Source organism: Paraburkholderia tropica, from assembly GCF_900109265.1.
Classification (GTDB): domain Bacteria; phylum Pseudomonadota; class Gammaproteobacteria; order Burkholderiales; family Burkholderiaceae; genus Paraburkholderia; species Paraburkholderia tropica.
Window position 1 is genome coordinate 171,333 of the sequence record NZ_FNZM01000008.1, and the last position, 17,470, is coordinate 188,802.

Consider the following 17,470-nt stretch of genomic DNA (forward strand, 5'->3'; position numbering starts at 1 on the left):
TTGAGGCTTACTGGTTCTGGCCGTCGAGCTTGGCCTTCAGCAGCGCGCCGAGGTTGGTCGTGCCGGTAGCAGCCGCACCCGTGTCCGACGACATGCTGCGCAGGGCTTCCTGCGTCTCAGCCGAATCCTTGGCCTTGATCGACAGGTTGATGCCACGCGACTTGCGATCGATGTTGATGATCATCGCGTTGACCTTGTCGCCTTCCTTCAGCACGTTGCGAGCATCTTCCACGCGGTCTTGCGCGATTTCCGAAGCACGCAGGTAGCCTTCGACGTCAGCGTTCAGGGTGATAACTGCACCCTTTGCGTCGACCGACTTGACCACGCCGTCAACCGTCGAGCCCTTGTCGTTGACAGCAACGAAGTTGCTGAACGGGTCGCCTTCGAGCTGCTTGATGCCGAGCGAGATGCGTTCCTTCTCGACGTCGATGCCCAGAACCACGGCTTCGACTTCGTCGCCCTTCTTGTACTTGCGGACGGCTTCTTCGCCAGCTTCCGACCACGACAGGTCCGAAAGGTGAACCAGACCGTCGATGCCGCCGGGCAGACCGATGAACACGCCGAAGTCGGTGATCGACTTGATCGCGCCCTGGAGCTTGTCGCCCTTCTTGAAGTTGCGGCTGAAGTCATCCCACGGGTTCGGCTTGCACTGCTTCATGCCGAGCGAGATGCGGCGGCGGTCTTCGTCGATCTCGAGGACCATGACTTCGACTTCGTCGCCCAGCTGGACAACCTTCGACGGAGCAACGTTCTTGTTGGTCCAGTCCATTTCCGACACGTGAACCAGGCCTTCGATGCCCGATTCGACTTCGACGAATGCGCCGTAGTCGGTGATGTTCGTGACCTTACCGAACAGGCGCGTGCCCGACGGGTAACGGCGCGAGATGCCTTCCCACGGATCGTCGCCCAGTTGCTTGATACCGAGCGAAACGCGGTTCTTTTCCTGGTCGAACTTGAGGATCTTGGCGGTGACTTCCTGGCCAACCGACAGGACTTCCGACGGGTGACGCACGCGACGCCATGCGATGTCGGTGATGTGCAGCAGGCCGTCGATGCCGCCGAGGTCCACGAACGCGCCGTAGTCGGTGATGTTCTTGACCACGCCGTTGACGATCGCGCCTTCCTTCAGCGTTTCGAGCAGCTTTGCGCGCTCTTCGCCTTGCGTGGCTTCGATCACTGCGCGGCGCGACAGCACGACGTTGTTACGCTTGCGGTCGAGCTTGATGACACGGAATTCGAGCGTCTTGCCTTCGTACGGCGTCGTGTCCTTGACCGGACGCGTGTCAACCAGCGAACCCGGCAGGAACGCGCGGATGCCGTTGACCATGACGGTCATGCCGCCCTTGACCTTGCCCGTGATCGTGCCGGTCACGAGTTCGTTGTTGTCGAGAGCCTTTTCCAGCGACAGCCACGAAGCGAGACGCTTCGCCTTGTCGCGCGACAGGATCGTGTCGCCGTAGCCGTTTTCCAGCGCGTCGATCGCGACGGAAACGAAATCGCCCGCCTGCACTTCCACTTCACCCGCGTCGTTCAGGAATTCTTCGAGCGGAATATAGGCTTCGGACTTGAGACCAGCATTGACGACCACGAAGTTGTGGTCGACGCGCACGACTTCGGCGGAAATCACTTCGCCGGCGCGCATGTCCTGGCGGGTCAGCGACTCTTCGAACAGAGCCGCAAAAGATTCGGTATTCGGGGTGGAGGTTTGCAGGTCGGACATAAAAATCTGGATTTGCATGGTTTCTGCTGCGCTTCCAGCCTGTTCCAGGCCGGTTGGGCGTTGAGGCCGGAGCGCTTACGCTCGTGGCACGGATGCAAAAGCCATACGGGGTTAAAGGGTTAAGACACGCCCTGCTTCCCAGCAGGGCACCACTACATTTACTGCAACTGCTGTACTGCGTTCTTACTGCGATTTGCCGTGCGCGTCCTGCCGCACTGAGCGCAGCTCACTCCGCAGTTCGCTGGCTTGCTGATACCACTGCACGACCTGTTCGACCGCCTGGTCGATGGTCAGCGCCGAGGTGTCCAGCAGCTTCGCATCCGCCGCAGGCTTGAGCGGCGCGGCCGCGCGGTTACTGTCGCGCGCGTCGCGCTCACGCAAATCCCGGAGCAAGTCATCCATATTAGCAGAAAATCCCTTCTGGATCAATTGCTTATACCGGCGAGCCGCGCGGGCCTCCGCACTGGCCGTCAGGAACACCTTCAAACCGGCATCCGGGAAGATCACGGTGCCCATGTCGCGGCCGTCGGCCACGAGCCCGGGCAGCTTGCGGAAGGCCCGCTGACGGGCCACCAGCGCGGTGCGCACGGACGGATGCGCGGCGATCATCGAGGCGCGGTTGCCCACTTCCTCGGCGCGGATATCGTTCGACACGTCCACGCCGTCGAGCTGGGCCATGCCCTCGCGGAACGTGATGTGGAGGTCGTCGATCAGCTTCGCCAGGCCGTCGGCATCATCGGCGGCGATCGTGTAGCGCATGCTGGCGAGCGCCGCCAGGCGATACAGCGCACCGCTGTCCAGCAGGTGAAAGCCGAGGTGCGCGGCGACCAGCGTGGCCACCGTGCCTTTGCCGGAAGCGGTCGGGCCATCGATCGCGATGACGGGCGTCGGATAAAAGGGACGGGTCGATTTCATTCGGCAACGAGACTCGGCGACTTAAAAAGATTCAAGGTTGGGCGAGCGCGAGGAAGCGCTCGAAATAATCGGGGAACGTCTTGGCGACGCACTTCGGGTCGTTGATGCGCACCGGCACGCCGCCGAGGCTCACGAGCGAGAAGCACATGGCCATGCGGTGATCGTCATAGGTGTCGATCGCCGCGTTGGGCGTAAGTTTCGCGGGCGGACGCACGATCAGGTAATCAGGCCCCTCCTCCACGTCGGCGCCCACCTTGCGCAGCTCCGTGGCCATCGCGGCGATGCGGTCGGTTTCCTTCACGCGCCAGCTCGCGATGTTGCGCAGCGTGGTCGCGCCGTCGGCGAACAGCGCGGCGACGGCGATCGTCATGGCCGCGTCGGGAATCAGGTTGAAGTCCATGTCGATGGGGTCGAGCTTGCCGTGATCGTTGCCGATCCCGCGCACCTCGATCCAGTCGTCGGCGACCGTGACGTTCGCGCCCATGCGCATGAGCGCCGCCGCGAACTCGACGTCGCCCTGAATGCTCGCGCGTCCCACGCCTTCCACGCGCAGCGGGCCGCCGCCAATGGCGCCCGCGGCGAGGAAATACGACGCCGACGAGGCGTCGCCTTCCACCATGATCTTGCCCGGCGACTGATAACGCACGCCCGCCGGCACTTCGAAGCGATGCCAGCCGTGGCGCACGACCTTCACGCCGAAGCGCTCCATCAGCTTGATCGTGATCTCGATATAGGGCTTGGAAATCAGCTCGCCATCCACTTCGACGATGGTCACGCCGTCCTTGGCGCGCACGAGCGGCAGCGTCATCAGCAGCGCGGTGAGGAACTGGCTCGACACGTCGCCGCGCACCTTGATCGGCGCCGTGACGTCGATCTGCGCCGGACGGATGCGCAGCGGCGGATAACCCTCGTTCTCCTCGTAGTCGATCTTCGCGCCGATCTGGCGCAGGCCGTCGACCAGATCGCCGATCGGGCGCTCGTGCATGCGCGGCACGCCGTGGATGCGGTAGTCGCCGCCGTTGACCGCGAGCGCCGCCGTGAGCGGACGCACCGCCGTGCCCGCGTTGCCGAGGAAAAGGTCCGCGCGCACCGCCGTAAACGCGCCGCGCGTGCCTTGCACGACGCAAGTGTCGTCTTCGCGCTTGAGCTTCACGCCGAGCTTTTCGAGCGCGTCGAGCATCACGCGCGTGTCGTCGGAATCGAGCAGATTCGTGATCGTGGTTTCGCCTTCGGCGAGCGCCGCGAGCAGCAGCACGCGGTTCGAGATGCTCTTCGAGCCGGGCAGACGGATCGTGCCGGACGCACGGGTGAACGGTCCGAGATCGAGGTGTTCCATGACGTGTCCTGATGGTGCGGCGTGACGCGGGACTGCGCCGCGCCGCATGGCTGATGCTTGACTACTGTTCGCTATCTTTGTCGCTTGCTTTGCCGCTTTGTCGCTTTGCCGCTTTGCCGCTTTGCCGCTTTGCCGCTTTGCCGCTTTGTCGCTTTGCCGCTTTGTCGCTTTGCTTGCCGCTTGCTTCGTCGCTTTACTTCGCGCCGTCCGCTTCGGGCGTCGCCTGCGCCAGCTTCTTGCCGCCGCGCTCCTGCCACGCCTCGCGCGCCGCGCGCGAGCGCGCAAACACGGTTTCGAGCGCCGCGCCGTCGCCGGCGTCGATGGCTACGCGCAGCTTCGCCAGCACTTCAGTGTAGGCGTCCAGCTCGGCGAGCAGCGCCGTGCGGTTCGCGAGACACACGTCGCGCCACATTTCGGGACTCGACGCGGCGATGCGCGTGAAGTCGCGGAAACCGCCCGCCGCGAACGAGAATTTCAGCTCGGCGTCGGGCGTATCGAGAATCTGGTCGACGAGCGCGAACGACAGCACATGCGGCAGATGGCTCACCGACGCGAACACGCGATCGTGCTGCGCAGCGCTCATCTGGCCGATCACGGCGCCGGTCGCGCGCCACATCGCGGCGATGCGCTCCACCGCTTCCGGCGTATTTTCCGGCAGCGGACACAGCACGACGTTGCGGCCCACGTAGAGGTCGGGCAGCGCCGCCTCGACGCCGCTCGACTCGCGGCCCGCGATCGGATGGCCCGGCACGAACTGGCCGATGCGTTCGCCGAGCGCGGCGCGCGCGGCAGCGATCACGTCGCTCTTGGTGCTGCCCGCATCGGTAATCAGCGTGTGCGGCTGCAGATGCGGCGCGATGCGTTCGAGCAGCGCCTGGGTCTGCGCGACAGGCGCGGCGATCAACACGATGTCGGCGCCGTCGAGCGCGGCGGCGAGCGCCGCTTCGTCGTCGAGCGTCGCGGCCGCGTCGATCACGCCCAGTTCGAGCGCGCGCGCGACCGAATGCGCACGACGGCCCACGCCGATCACCTGCCCGCACTGACCTTGCACGGCGCCGCGTTCGCGCAGCCCGCGCGCCAGCGAGCCGCCGATCAGGCCGACACCGAAAATCACCAGTTTGCTAAAGGGAAACGCGCTCACGCCATCACCGGATCGAGAAAAAGTGGCGTGCTCATGCCGGGGCCAGACTGCGTTCGAGCGCCGCGAGGAACGCGGCGTTTTCGTCGGCGAGGCCGATCGTCACGCGCAGCCATTGCGGCAGACCGTAGCCGCCGACCGGACGCACGATCACACCCTGCTTGAGCAAGCCGAGATTGACGCGCTCGCCCGCCTGATCGTCCTGACCGACGCGCACGAGCACGAAGTTGCCGTCCGACGGCACGTAGTCGAGGCCCATGCGCTCGAAGGCCGCCGTGAGCGTGCGATAGCCCTCGGCGTTGAGCGCGGCACTCTGTTCGAGAAATGCCGTGTCGCCGAGCGCCGCGACCGCCGCGGCCTGCGCGAGCGTGTTCACGTTGAACGGCTGGCGCAGACGGTTCAGCAGATCGGTCAGCGCCGGCTGCGCGATCGCGAAACCGATGCGCAGGCCCGCGAGCCCGTAAGCCTTCGAGAACGTGCGCGACACCACGAGGTTCGGATAGCGGCGCACCCACGCGATCGAGTCGTAGCGCTTGTCCGCCGCCAGATATTCCGTGTAGGCCTCGTCGAGCACCACGACGACCTCGCGTGGCACCCTGGCGATGAACGCTTCGAGCGTAGCGCCGTCGATGTACGTGCCGGTCGGATTGTTCGGATTGGCGACGAAGATCAGGCGCGTGTCGTCGGCGATGGCCGCGAGCATCGCGTCGAGATCGTGGCCATACTGCACGGCCGGCGTCACCACGTGACGCGCGCCGAGCCCTTGCGTCGCGAGCGCGTAGACCGCGAACGAATACTGCGAATAGACGATCGACTGACCGCGTTCCACGCACGCGTGCGCGGCGATTTCAAGAATATCGTTGCTGCCGTTGCCGAGCGTGATCCACTCGGCCGGCACGTCGTAACGCGCCGCGAGCGCGGCTTTCAGCTCGAACGCGTTCGAGTCCGGATAACGGCCGAGTTCGGCCGCCGCCTGCGCGATCGCACGCTGCGCCGACGCGGGCATGCCGAGCGGGTTCTCGTTCGACGCCAGCTTGACGATGCGCGCCTCGTCGAGTCCGAACTCGCGCGCGACTTCGGAAATCGGCTTGCCGGCGACATACGGCGCGATCGCGCGCACATAGGAAGGGCCGAATGGCTGGGTCATGCGTGTCTCTCCAGGGCCGCTCGCGTGCGGCGGCGCGGCATCATCGACGTGACATCGACTTGAATCAGCGAAGGCGCGCCTGCGCGCGCCGCACGAACGCTCGGCGCACTCAGCGCGAGCGCGGATACGAACCGAGAATCTTGAGGAACGCCGCCTTCTTGCCGAGCTCGTCGAGCGCGGCCGCCACGGCGGGTTCGTCGCGATGGCCTTCGAAGTCGATGTAGAAGTAGTACTCCCACGTGCCGACACGCGCCGGACGCGACTCGAAACGCGTCATCGAAACGCCGTGGCGCGCGAGCGGTTCGAGCAGCTTGTAGACCGCGCCCGGCTCGTTCTTCACCGAGACGATCATCGACGTCTGGTCGTGGCCCGACACGCCCGCCGGCTGCTTGCCGATCGTCACGAAACGCGTGCGGTTGTGCGGGTCGTCCTGAATCAGCGCGTTGGCAATCAGCAGGCCGTAATGCGTGGCGGCACGCTCGCCCGCGATCGCCGCGACGGTCGGATCTTCCGCCGCGAGACGCGCGGCTTCCGCGTTGCTCGACACGGCCTGACGCTCCAGATGCGGCGCGTTCGCCGTCAGCCAGTGCTGACACTGCGCGAGCGCCTGCGGATGCGCGCACACGCGCGTCACGCCCGCGAGCTTGCCGCTTTGCGTCATCAGGTTGTGCTGGATCGGCAGCGCGATTTCGCCGCCGATCGAGAGCTGCGTCTGCAGGAACAGGTCGAGCGTGCGCGACACCGCGCCCTCGGTCGAATTCTCGACCGGCACGACGCCGAATTCGGCGCTGCCCGCCTCGACCGCGCGGAACACCTCGTCGATCGACGGGCACGGCAGACCTTCGATCGACTGACCGAAGTAACCGTAGACCGCCTGTTCGCTATACGTGCCGACCGGCCCGAGATAGGCCACCGAAATGGTCTTTTCGAGCGAGCGGCTCGCGGCCATGATCTCGCGCCAGATGGCGCTGATGTGCTCGTTGCCGAGCGGACCCGCGCTCAGGTTCTGCAGGCGTTCGATCACCTGCAGCTCGCGCTCCGGACGGAACACGGGCGCGTTGAAATGCTTCTTCACCTCGCCGACTTCGAGCGCGACGGCTGCGCGCTGGTTCAGGAGGGAGATGAGCTGCGCGTCGAGAGCGTCGATACGCTCTCGCAGCGGCTTGAGTTGGGAATTGAGTTCGTCGTCCATGCGTGAAACCGGCAATCTGAAAGGAGGCGCGCGGCGTGAGCTGCGCGCGCGGCAGGCGCCGCCCGACGCGAGGTCAGGCTTTTGCCTCGAATTCCTTCATGTACTCGACCAGTGCTTGCACTGCTTCGAGCGGCACCGCGTTGTAAATCGACGCCCGCATGCCGCCGACGGACTTGTGGCCCTTCAGCTGCACCAGCCCGCGCGCCTTCGCGCCGGCCAGGAAATCATCGTTACGTGTTTCGTCGGCGAGGAAGAACGGTACGTTCATCCGCGAGCGCGCGCGGCGCTCCACCTTGTTGATGTAGAAGCTGCTCGAATCGATCGTGTCGTAGAGCAGCTGGGCCTTCTCGATATTGCGCGCTTCGATGGCTTCGAGGCCACCCTGGCGCTTCAACCACTTGAACACGAGCCCCGCGATGTAGATCGCGTAAGTGGGCGGCGTGTTGAACATCGAATTGTTGGCGGCGACGGTCTTCCATTCGAACGCCGACGGGCAGATCGGCATCGCGCGGTCGAGCAGATCCTCGCGCACGATCACGACGGTGACGCCCGCCATGCCGATGTTCTTCTGCGCGCCGCCGTAGAGCACGCCGTATTTGGCGATGTCCATCGGGCGCGACAGGATGTGCGAGGACGCGTCCGCCACGAGCGGGATGTCGCCCAGATCGGGAATCTCGAAGGTCTCGACGCCGTCGATCGTCTCGTTCGTGCACAGATGCACGTAAGCGGGATCGTCGGAAAGCTGCCACTCGCTCTTTTGCGGCGCATGCGTGAAACCGGCCTCGGTGCGGCCCGTGGCGGCGATGTGCGACGCGCCGTACTTGAGCGCTTCCTTCTGCGACTTCTGCGACCACGACCCCGTGATGACGAAGTCCGCGCGCGGCTTCGAGCCGAACAGGTTCAGCGGCACGATGGCGTTTTCGCCGATGCCGCCGCCTTGCAGAAAGAGGATCTGGTGGCTCGCGGGAACCTGCATCAGTTCACGCAGATCGAGCAGCGCTTCGCTGTGGATCTGCATGAATTCCGGCCCGCGATGGCTCATTTCCATCACGCCCATGCCGCTGCCATGCCAGTCGAGCATTTCGTCGGCGGCCTGGCGGAGCACCTCTTCCGGCAAGGCTGCCGGTCCGGCGGAGAAGTTGAAGACGCGCATCGTAAGGAGATCCCGAGGCAGGCGCGGCGGCTGAGGACGCCGGGATGCGCCAGAAAAAGAAAAGGCCGTTTGCGCTGCTATCGCGCAAACGGCCATTATCGCATTGTCGCCGGGAACCCGCCAACGCAGGCTCGCCGGGGACCGCGACGCATCGCGCCCGATCGCGCCCCAAACAGAGGCGCGGCGGGGATGCTGACTTACTTAGCCGGCTTGACCGACGCGACTTCCTTGTCGGCCTGGTCACGCGTTGCCTTGATCGACTGCGGCATGTACTTCTGCATCAGACCGTTGACGACGTCGCGGCCAACCTGGTCTTGAACCTGGATGAACTTGCGGCCGGTCGGGCTGCGGTAGAACGAGGTCAGGTCCTTGATTTCCGACGTGCTGTAGTACTTTGCGTAAGCTTCGTACTGAGCTTGCATCGCGTCCTGCTTGAACGAGTCGGTCGCGAAGACCTGACCTGCCGAGTCAACCAGCTTCGGCACGGCGTTCTTTTGCAGCGACGGGACGGAAGCCTGCTTCTGCTTGTCCGTCATCGTCTTGTTTTCCGACAGCGCGTCCGACAGGATTGCCGGGACGAGTTGCTTGGCTTGCATCTGTGCGCTGTTGCCGATCGCGCCGACGAGCTTCTGTGCGTCGATTGCGTCGAGCAGGTCCTTGATCGCGGCTTGCTTCGCCGGATCGATCGGTGCTGCGGCAGCGGCCGGTGCCTGTTCGGGCGCCTGGTTCTGGAGCGCCTGAGCCATGGCAAACGTCGGCACGAGAGCGGCCAGCAACAAAACCTGCTTGAATCGTTTTTGCATCATTACTCCCTCAGAGAAATTAATCGAACTGCCAGCCGCGCGGATCGCGGGGCGCGCCTTTCGCGCCCGCCGCTCAATCCACCCGGCGTCATTCAGCACCATCATTCAGTACCGTGGCCGCCCATCTTCGCCGTCCGGCGCCCGCGCGATTTTATACGCGAGCGCACCGGCTGGGACGCTGGACACGAAGCGGCCCGCTCACGCGGGCCGTCCTGTACTACGGGCTCAGCCTTACTCTTCGCTTTCGCCCTCGCCTTCGGCCAGATCGCCGTCGGCGTCGGCCTCGGCGACCTGCTGCAAGCCGGAGAGCTTCGTGCCTTCGTCAAGGCTGATGAGTGTAACACCTTGCGTTGCACGGCCCATTTCACGGATCTCCGAGACGCGCGTGCGGATCAGCACGCCCGTGTTCGTGATCAGCATGATCTGGGCTTCCTGGTCGACCAGCGTGGCCGCAACCACCTTGCCGTTACGCTCCGACGTCTGGATTGCGATCATGCCCTTCGTGCCGCGGCCATGACGCGTGTATTCCGTGATCGGGGTGCGCTTGCCGTAGCCGTTTTCGGTCGCGGTAAGGACCGACTGCTGCTCGTCGCCGGCCACCAGCAGCGCGATGACCTGCTGGCTGTCGTCGAGCTGCATGCCGCGCACGCCGCGTGCCTCGCGGCCCATCGGGCGCACGTCGTTCTCGTCGAAGCGCACGGCCTTGCCGGCGTCGGAGAACAGCATGACGTCGTGCTGACCGTCGGTGATGGCCGCGCCGATCAGGTAGTCGCCGTCGTCCAGGCCGACCGCAATAATACCCTTGCGCAGCGGGCGGCTGAAGGCTTCCAGCGGCGTCTTCTTGACGGTGCCGAGCGCCGTCGCCATGAACACGAACTTGTCCGCCGAGAACTCCTTGACCGGCAGCACGACCGTGATCTTCTCACCGTCCTGCAGCGGGAACATATTCACGATCGGACGACCGCGCGAGTTGCGCGAGCCCTGCGGCACTTCATACACCTTCACCCAGTACACGCGGCCACGGTTCGAGAAGCACAGGATGTGGTCGTGCGTATTGGCGATGAACAGCGTGTCGATCCAGTCGTCCTCTTTCATGGAGGTCGCCTGCTTGCCGCGACCGCCGCGCTTCTGGGCGCGATATTCGGACAACGGCTGCGATTTCACATAACCGGCGTGCGACATGGTCACGACCATGTCCTGCGGCGTGATCAGATCTTCAGTGTTCAGTTCCGTTGCGTTCATCTCGATCTTCGAGCGGCGGGCATCGCCGAATTCGCTCTTGATCGAGGTGAGTTCGTCGGAGATCATGGTCGTTACGCGCTCGGGGCGCGCAAGGATGTCGAGCAGGTCGGCAATCTGCGCCATGACTTCGCGGTACTCGCCAATGATCTTGTCCTGCTCCAGACCCGTCAGGCGTTGCAGACGCATTTGCAGGATTTCCTGCGCCTGCGTGTCGGACAGACGATAGAGACCGTCGCCCTGCATGCCATACAGCGGGTTGAGCCCTTCCGGACGATACGCGTCACGGCCGCCGGCCGATGCGTTTTCCTGCTCAGCACGCTGGAGCATCTCGCGCACGAGCGACGAATCCCACGAACGGTTCATCAACTCCTGCTTCGCGATCGGCGGCGTAGGCGCAGCCTTGATGATCTCGATGAAGCTGTCGATGTTCGCGAGCGCGACCGCGAGGCCTTCGAGCACGTGGCCGCGTTCGCGGGCCTTGCGCAGTTCGTAGACCGTGCGACGCGTGAGCACTTCGCGGCGGTGCGACAGGAAATGGTCGAGCATTTCCTTGAGGTTCAGCAGCTTCGGCTGGTTGTCCACCAGCGCGACCATGTTCATGCCGAACGTGTCCTGCAGCTGCGTCGCCTTATAGAGGTTGTTGAGAATGACCTCGGGCACTTCACCGCGCTTGAGCTCGATCACGACGCGCATACCGCTCTTGTCGGACTCGTCGCGAATGTCGGAAATGCCTTCGAGTTTCTTCTCGTTGACCAGCTCGGCGATGCGCTCCAGCAGCGAACGTTTGTTCACCTGGTACGGCAGTTCATCGACGATGATCGCCATACGTTGACCGCGATCAATCTCTTCGAAGTGCGTAAGAGCGCGCATCACGACGCGGCCGCGGCCGGTGCGATAGCCGTCGCGCACGCCGGCGACGCCGTAGATGATGCCGGCGGTCGGGAAATCCGGCGCGGGGATGATCTCGATCAGCTCGTCGATCGTGGCCTGCGGATTCTTCAGCAGATGCTGGCAAGCATCGACCACTTCGTTGAGGTTGTGCGGCGGGATGTTCGTGGCCATACCGACCGCGATACCCGACGAGCCATTGATCAGCAGATTCGGAATGCGCGCGGGCAGGATCAGCGGCTCGCTTTCGCTGCCGTCGTAGTTCGGCCCGAAGTCGACGGTTTCCTTGTCGATGTCGGCGAGCAGTTCGTGGCCGATCTTCGCCATGCGGATTTCGGTGTAACGCATGGCCGCGGCGTTGTCGCCGTCGATCGAACCGAAGTTGCCCTGGCCGTCGACCAGCATGTAGCGCAGCGAGAAGCTCTGCGCCATACGCACGATGGTGTCGTACACCGCCGTATCGCCGTGAGGATGGTATTTACCGATGACGTCGCCGACGATACGCGCCGACTTCTTGTACGCGCGGTTCCAGTCGTTGTTCAACTCGTGCATCGCGTACAGCACGCGCCGGTGCACCGGCTTGAGGCCGTCTCGCACATCCGGCAGCGCCCGCCCGACGATCACGCTCATCGCGTAATCGAGATACGAGCGGCGCATTTCCTCCTCGAGGGAGATAGGCAGAGTCTCTTTGGCGAATTGATCCATTATCGATGTCGTTATCGGGCACGCGCGATGCTAGGGCCTCACCTGCCAATGCCTGACGGGCGGGTAGCCTGGATGCATCGCAACACGCCCTTGCTGTCGCATGGACGCCGCGGACGCAGCGCAATCTTCCGATTCTATCATGCGCGGCACCCCCGCCCGCCGACTCGAAACGCTCCACGTATACCTATTAGAGGGGTGACCTGGAACGGCTCAAAACGGCGCTAATGAGATTGAGCGTGCGACGGGGTGTGGAGCAGACGTAAACCGCGCAGGCGTGCGGCAATGAAACCGACTGCGCGAGCAGGGAATGCGCGCGCGATCTGTAAAGAATTGTTATCTACCACGTCACACGGAACGCACGATTGCCTCATATGACCGACAATGCGCAGCGCCGTTGCGAAAGGACCTCAGTGGCGACACGAGACCGCGCGACAGGCGGCCAATTTCGAGACACACTGGCAGGCAAACAACCAGGCACACTACCAGGAGATTCGCCGGGAACTTTTTGTTGCGGGTGTACCACATTCGACGAGCCGCAATGAAAGGGGCGGATTTTTTTTATCGTTGGAAGGGAACGATATGGCAAAATGCCAACGCACAAAGTTAGACACCGCTCGAAGTCTACACAAGACGTGCCCCACAACGTGCCAATGTTATACTTCGAGCAATGTATGACTTGTCTTCGTCATATGGCTCGCAGTAAACCTGCGGTAATCTCAATTTCGAGAGGAGAAATATGAATAACTTTTCAAAGCTCGCGTTCATTGCAGCTACCGCAGTAGTCGCTGCAAGCGCACAGGCACAATCGGTGCCGGCGTCGCGACAAGCCGTCAATGACAACTGGGTGAACGGCACGGGCGAATACGTCTGGATGAACGGCACGAACGAACTGTGCTGGCGCGACGCGTTCTGGACGCCGGCCACGGCTAACGCCAAGTGCGATGGCGCACTGGTCGCCCAGGCACCGCAGCCGCCGGTCGCTCCGCCGCCGCCGGCCATCACGAGCCAAAAGATCACGTATCAAGCCGACGCTCTGTTCGACTTCGACAAGGCTATCCTGAAGCCGGCTGGCAAGGAAAAGCTGGACGATCTGGCAGGCAAGATCCAGGCTCTGAACCTCGAAGTCGTCGTTGCTACGGGCTACACGGACCGCATCGGTTCGGCTGCCTACAACGACCGTCTGTCGCTGCGCCGTGCGCAAGCCGTCAAGTCGTACCTGGTCAGCAAGGGCGTCCCGGCAGAGCGTATCTACACGGAAGGCAAGGGCAAGCGCAACCCGGTTACGACTGGCTGCAACCAGAAGAACCGCAAGCAGCTGATCTCGTGCCTCGCACCGGATCGCCGCGTGGAAGTCGAAGTCGTCGGCACGCAAAAGCAGTAATCGCGCGCTACGGCTGTACGACTCAAAAGCCCCGCTTCGGCGGGGCTTTTTTATTGCCGCGCCGTCTACGCTCAGGCTACATGACGCGATCTGCGCACAACGCGCAGCGAAGTCATGCGTAACGTCCAGCTCGGTCCACCGCGCCGCAACGGCCGTTTTGCCCCCGGTTTTGCCCCCTTCCCTGCACGCCTATATACTCGGGGTTTGTTTTCGCCCACCTTCTACCGCGCCTCAGGCCGCTTCGACATGACCAACGCCGATCCCCACGAACTACAGAAATTCAGCGATCTTGCTCATCGCTGGTGGGACCCGAATGCGGAGTTCAAGCCGCTGCACGAGCTGAACCCCATTCGTCTCGGCTGGATCGACAGCCACGCGCACCTGCCGTCCAAGCGCGTGCTCGACATCGGTTGCGGCGGCGGCATTCTGTCGGAGTCGATGGCCGGTCTTGGCGCGAACGTCAAAGGCATCGACCTGTCGAGCGAAGCGCTCGGCGTCGCCGACTTGCACAGTCTTGAGAGTGGGATCACGGTGGAATACGAGGAGATCGCAGCAGAAGCGATCGCGGCACGCGAGCCCGCCTCGTTCGACGTGGTCACCTGCATGGAAATGCTCGAACACGTGCCGGAACCGCTGAGCGTCGTCAAGGCGTGCGCGACGCTCGTCAAGCCGGGCGGCTGGGTGTTCTTCTCCACGCTCAACCGCAACGTGAAGTCCTACCTGCTCGCCGTGATCGGCGCGGAATACATTGCGCAGATGCTGCCCAAGGGCACGCACGATTACGCGCGCTTCATCCGCCCCTCGGAGCTTGCAGGCTTCGTGCGTCAGGCCGGCCTGAACGCCGCCGAGATCAAGGGCATCACATATAACCCGATCACGCGCCACTTCGCGCTCTCGAACGACTCCAGCGTCAACTACATGATCGCCTGCCGGCGCGAAGCCTGAAGCGCCGCGCCCGTCACATTCCGACATGACCCAGACCCCGCTTGATACCCCGTCCGCGCCGCGCGACGTCGCCGCGCTCGCCGCCTGCAACGCCGTGCTGTTCGACTTCGACGGTACGCTCGCCGACACGGCGCCCGACCTCGCCGCCGCCGTCAACCAGATGCGCCACGCGCGCGGCCTTGCGCCCGCGCCCTACGAGAAGCTGCGTCCGCTCGCCTCGGCGGGCGCTCGGGGCCTGATCGGCGGCGCCTTCGGCGTGGGTCCCGACGACCACCAGTTCGCCGCCATGCGCGAGGAATTCCTCGCCAACTATGCGGCCAATCTGCGCGTGGAAACGGCGCTGTTCCCCGGCATCGACGCGGTGCTCGACGACCTCGACGCGCGCGGCGTGCTCTGGGGCATCGTCACCAACAAGGTCGCGCGTCTGACCGATCCGCTCGTGAAGCTGATGCATCTCGACACGCGCGCGGCCAGCGTCGTGAGCGGCGACACCACGCCCTACTCGAAGCCGCATCCGGCCCCGCTGCTGCATGCGGCCGAGACGCTCGGCATCGCGCCGCACCGCGTGGTGTATGTCGGCGACGACCTGCGCGACATCCAGGCGGGCCACGCGGCCGGCATGGCCACGATCGCCGCCGCCTACGGCTACTGCGGCAATGTCGAGCCGCCCGCGCAGTGGAACGCCGACTATCTGGCCGATACCGCCGAGACCCTGCTCGCCTTGCTGCGGCCGGTCGGCCGCCGCGACTGATCCATCCCCAGGAACATCTGCGCGTCGAAAGAAACCGCACCCGCGCCCCTTGAAATGGGCGCGGTTCGCCTCATCTCGCGAACTATGGGATAATTGTCCCTCCTCTGGGGCCGACCTGGTTTCGACAGGGGTTATGAAGTAGGCAGGGCATGCCGAGGACCCGTCACCTCGTTAATCAATGGGAAAAACGTAACTGCAAACGACGAAACGTTCGCACTGGCAGCCTAAGGGCCGCCGTCCTCTGCCTGGCTCACTGACGGGCTAGTGTCGCAAGACCGGTAGCAATACCGCCAGAGGTCATATACGTCAGTTAAGCTCTGTCGGCGTCACGACGCCAGAGTCGAAAATTTAGTGAATCGCCGTAGCGCAGCGTGTTCGTCCGCGTCGCTCCGGTTAAATCAAAAGACAGAACTACGCATGTAGAACTGTTTATGGACTGCTTCTGGACGCGGGTTCGATTCCCGCCGGCTCCACCAAAATTCTGCGCAGCAAATAAAAAACTCGCGAAAGCTTTTACAAGCTTCGCGAGTTTTTTGTTTTTGCATCGCAATAATCTGCGATAAATCAAAACCGGCGCGAATCGAATTCAATCGAACTCGGCGACACCGGCTTTCACTAAATTGTCATAAAAATATCAATTGTCCTGCGGGCATTGCAGATTACAGCCATTGGGATCGCCGAGATCGCCCTTTTTACGCGCGGAAGTCGGTTTGCCGTGCTGATATTTGGCATCCGGCGCCGATGCCGCGAACTGCATCTGCGGATGCGCGTTGAACTTGAACTCGTCGTCGAGGATGCCGCCCGGCACGCCCGGCGAGTTCTGCGCGAAGGCGACGTTGACGGTGGCGAACAGCACACCCGCGGTCGCGGCGGCTGCACAAACATTAAGCAGGAATTTCATGGTCGATCGGCGCGCTCAACGCGCATCTGGAACGGAAGAACCTATACGGTCTGAAAGTATCACAAAAAGCGCCGCACTCTGCAGCCCCACCCGCTGGACATGTTGCGTCGTATTACAGCGCGCGGCCGGCGAGGCCTCGGCCGGCACATGTCAGCGCGCGCCCGCCCAGCCTTCGTCGAGCGGCACGATGTCGCCACAAGTGTCGGGATCGTAGCCTTCGAGCTGCGCCACCGCCTGCCGGAACGGCGCGCCGCGCAACAACTCGAGCACCGCGGCGAGCGGCTCGCGTTCGAGCTGCCCGCGATCGCAGGCGAAGAAATAGTCTTCGTCGACGATCGGAATGAAGTCGAGGCCGAAGTGATGCGCGGCCGGCTCCACGCCGAAGCCCACGTCCGCCATGCCGCTCGCGACGAAGGCCGCAATCGCCGAGTGCGTGAGTTCCGACGAGGCATAACCGTTCACACGCTCCGGATCGACGCCGATACGCGTCAGCAGCAGATCGATCAGCATGCGCGTGCCCGAGCCGGGCTGCCGGTTCACGAAGCGGATATCGCCGCGCGCGAGATCGGCGAGGCCCGTCACCTGACGCGGGTTGCCGCGTCCGACGAACAACCCCTGCTTGCGCCGCGTGAGATGGATCAGCACATGACGCTGCGGGTCGAGCCAGTTGCGATACGCGTCGGCGCACGCCTCGCGAAAATCGCCGCGCGGCAGATGGAAGCCCGCCAGATCGCACTCGCCGCGCGCGAGCGCCGAAATGGCGTCGGCGCTGTCGCGGTACTTGATCTCCACCGGCACCTGATCGCCCACCAGCGCCGTCACCAGCGTGGCCACCGCGTAGCCGTGCGAAGCATGGATGCGCAGATCCTGCACGTCCGGCGCGAGCCATCGATTGAGGTCGCTCGCCACTTCGCTCGCGAGCGCCTGCAGATTGCCCTGAAGTCGCTCGCCGCACAGCCGCTGCGAACGCAGCACCGCCTCGCCGAGTTCCGATAGCACCGAACCGCGCCCGCGCGCTTTCGCGATCAGCGCGCCGCCCAGACGCTCCTCCACTTCACGCAACAAACCCCACGCATGGCGATAGGACAAACCCTTACGCTGCGCGGCCTGCGCGATGCTGCCTTCCTCCGCGACGAGCGCGAGCAGCGGTACAACGTCCGTCAGGCTTGCCTCGCGGCCATCCGCGTCGCGCACGACCAGTTGCGCCTGGCACTCCACCTTGATCATTATGAAGTCTTCCTTCCTATTGCGTC

14 protein-coding genes and 1 other RNA gene are annotated in these 17,470 nt (G+C 63.8%); 4 read left to right on the top strand and 11 right to left on the bottom strand.

All coding sequences use genetic code 11. The annotated features are described in order from the left end of the window. Positions 1 to 7: 7 nt before the first annotated feature. From rpsA to gyrA, 9 genes are all read right to left on the bottom strand, one after another. On the bottom strand, positions 8 to 1,738 hold the full coding sequence (gene rpsA / locus BMY06_RS14915) for a 30S ribosomal protein S1 (protein ID WP_065058282.1): 1,731 nt from the start codon (positions 1,736 to 1,738) through the stop codon (positions 8 to 10). A gap of 165 nt (positions 1,739 to 1,903) precedes the next feature. Continuing rightward, the gene (cmk, locus tag BMY06_RS14920; RefSeq protein WP_065058281.1) at positions 1,904 to 2,635 is read right to left on the bottom strand and encodes a (d)CMP kinase; all 732 of its coding nucleotides are present in this window, start codon (positions 2,633 to 2,635) and stop codon (positions 1,904 to 1,906) included. Positions 2,636 to 2,666: 31 nt separating this feature from the next. Continuing rightward, positions 2,667 to 3,971: a 3-phosphoshikimate 1-carboxyvinyltransferase gene (gene aroA, locus BMY06_RS14925; RefSeq protein WP_065058280.1), complete on the bottom strand. Its 1,305-nt coding sequence runs from the start codon at positions 3,969 to 3,971 to the stop codon at positions 2,667 to 2,669. A 193-nt stretch (positions 3,972 to 4,164) separates the two neighbouring features. Beyond that, entirely contained in the window at positions 4,165 to 5,112 is a 948-nt protein-coding gene (locus tag BMY06_RS14935; RefSeq protein WP_074983904.1) for a prephenate dehydrogenase, read from the bottom strand. A gap of 31 nt (positions 5,113 to 5,143) precedes the next feature. Then, positions 5,144 to 6,256, bottom strand: a complete 1,113-nt coding sequence (gene hisC / locus BMY06_RS14940; RefSeq protein WP_074983906.1) for a histidinol-phosphate transaminase — start codon at positions 6,254 to 6,256, stop codon at positions 5,144 to 5,146. Positions 6,257 to 6,365: 109 nt separating this feature from the next. Then, entirely contained in the window at positions 6,366 to 7,448 is a 1,083-nt protein-coding gene (gene pheA / locus BMY06_RS14945; RefSeq protein ID WP_065058277.1) for a prephenate dehydratase, read from the bottom strand. 73 nt (positions 7,449 to 7,521) lie between these two features. Further along, the gene (gene serC, locus BMY06_RS14950) at positions 7,522 to 8,601 is read right to left on the bottom strand and encodes a 3-phosphoserine/phosphohydroxythreonine transaminase (RefSeq protein ID WP_074983907.1); all 1,080 of its coding nucleotides are present in this window, start codon (positions 8,599 to 8,601) and stop codon (positions 7,522 to 7,524) included. A 197-nt stretch (positions 8,602 to 8,798) separates the two neighbouring features. Then, entirely contained in the window at positions 8,799 to 9,404 is a 606-nt protein-coding gene (locus BMY06_RS14955) for a DUF2059 domain-containing protein (protein ID WP_065058310.1), read from the bottom strand. 231 nt (positions 9,405 to 9,635) lie between these two features. After that, positions 9,636 to 12,239, bottom strand: coding sequence for a DNA gyrase subunit A (gyrA, locus tag BMY06_RS14960; RefSeq protein ID WP_074983909.1), 2,604 nt, complete (start codon positions 12,237 to 12,239; stop codon positions 9,636 to 9,638). Between the two features lie 736 nt (positions 12,240 to 12,975). Between gyrA and ompA the strand changes: the two genes are divergently transcribed. The 4 genes from ompA (at position 12,976) to ssrA (ending at position 15,792) form a co-directional block, all read left to right on the top strand. Beyond that, the gene (ompA, locus tag BMY06_RS14965) at positions 12,976 to 13,620 is read left to right on the top strand and encodes an outer membrane protein OmpA (RefSeq protein ID WP_065058274.1); all 645 of its coding nucleotides are present in this window, start codon (positions 12,976 to 12,978) and stop codon (positions 13,618 to 13,620) included. A 246-nt stretch (positions 13,621 to 13,866) separates the two neighbouring features. Further along, complete coding sequence (gene ubiG, locus BMY06_RS14970) at positions 13,867 to 14,565, top strand: bifunctional 2-polyprenyl-6-hydroxyphenol methylase/3-demethylubiquinol 3-O-methyltransferase UbiG (RefSeq protein WP_074984064.1); 699 nt, start codon at positions 13,867 to 13,869, stop codon at positions 14,563 to 14,565. Between the two features lie 25 nt (positions 14,566 to 14,590). Then, the gene (gph, locus tag BMY06_RS14975) at positions 14,591 to 15,316 is read left to right on the top strand and encodes a phosphoglycolate phosphatase (protein WP_074983910.1); all 726 of its coding nucleotides are present in this window, start codon (positions 14,591 to 14,593) and stop codon (positions 15,314 to 15,316) included. Positions 15,317 to 15,422: 106 nt separating this feature from the next. Continuing rightward, positions 15,423 to 15,792, top strand: a transfer-messenger RNA (tmRNA) gene (gene ssrA / locus BMY06_RS14980). A gap of 158 nt (positions 15,793 to 15,950) precedes the next feature. On the opposite strand, the gene BMY06_RS14985 is transcribed toward ssrA, so the two are convergent. Beyond that, positions 15,951 to 16,217 carry a hypothetical protein gene (locus tag BMY06_RS14985; protein ID WP_074983912.1) on the bottom strand — a complete coding sequence of 89 codons (267 nt, stop codon included), beginning with the start codon at positions 16,215 to 16,217 and terminating at the stop codon, positions 15,951 to 15,953. A 150-nt stretch (positions 16,218 to 16,367) separates the two neighbouring features. Then, complete coding sequence (locus BMY06_RS14990; protein ID WP_065058270.1) at positions 16,368 to 17,444, bottom strand: substrate-binding domain-containing protein; 1,077 nt, start codon at positions 17,442 to 17,444, stop codon at positions 16,368 to 16,370. Positions 17,445 to 17,470 lie beyond the last annotated feature (26 nt).

Coding starts and splice junctions, on each gene's coding strand:
- cmk (WP_065058281.1), bottom strand. CDS start 2,635: ATGAAATCGACCCGTCCCTTTTATCCGACGCCCGTCATCGCGATCGAT.
- BMY06_RS14985 (WP_074983912.1), bottom strand. CDS start 16,217: ATGAAATTCCTGCTTAATGTTTGTGCAGCCGCCGCGACCGCGGGTGTG.
- aroA (WP_065058280.1), bottom strand. CDS start 3,971: ATGGAACACCTCGATCTCGGACCGTTCACCCGTGCGTCCGGCACGATC.
- BMY06_RS14955 (WP_065058310.1), bottom strand. CDS start 9,404: ATGCAAAAACGATTCAAGCAGGTTTTGTTGCTGGCCGCTCTCGTGCCG.
- gph (WP_074983910.1), top strand. CDS start 14,591: ATGACCCAGACCCCGCTTGATACCCCGTCCGCGCCGCGCGACGTCGCC.
- ompA (WP_065058274.1), top strand. CDS start 12,976: ATGAATAACTTTTCAAAGCTCGCGTTCATTGCAGCTACCGCAGTAGTC.
- BMY06_RS14990 (WP_065058270.1), bottom strand. CDS start 17,444: ATGATCAAGGTGGAGTGCCAGGCGCAACTGGTCGTGCGCGACGCGGAT.
- ubiG (WP_074984064.1), top strand. CDS start 13,867: ATGACCAACGCCGATCCCCACGAACTACAGAAATTCAGCGATCTTGCT.
- pheA (WP_065058277.1), bottom strand. CDS start 7,448: ATGGACGACGAACTCAATTCCCAACTCAAGCCGCTGCGAGAGCGTATC.
- hisC (WP_074983906.1), bottom strand. CDS start 6,256: ATGACCCAGCCATTCGGCCCTTCCTATGTGCGCGCGATCGCGCCGTAT.
- rpsA (WP_065058282.1), bottom strand. CDS start 1,738: ATGCAAATCCAGATTTTTATGTCCGACCTGCAAACCTCCACCCCGAAT.
- gyrA (WP_074983909.1), bottom strand. CDS start 12,239: ATGGATCAATTCGCCAAAGAGACTCTGCCTATCTCCCTCGAGGAGGAA.
- serC (WP_074983907.1), bottom strand. CDS start 8,601: ATGCGCGTCTTCAACTTCTCCGCCGGACCGGCAGCCTTGCCGGAAGAG.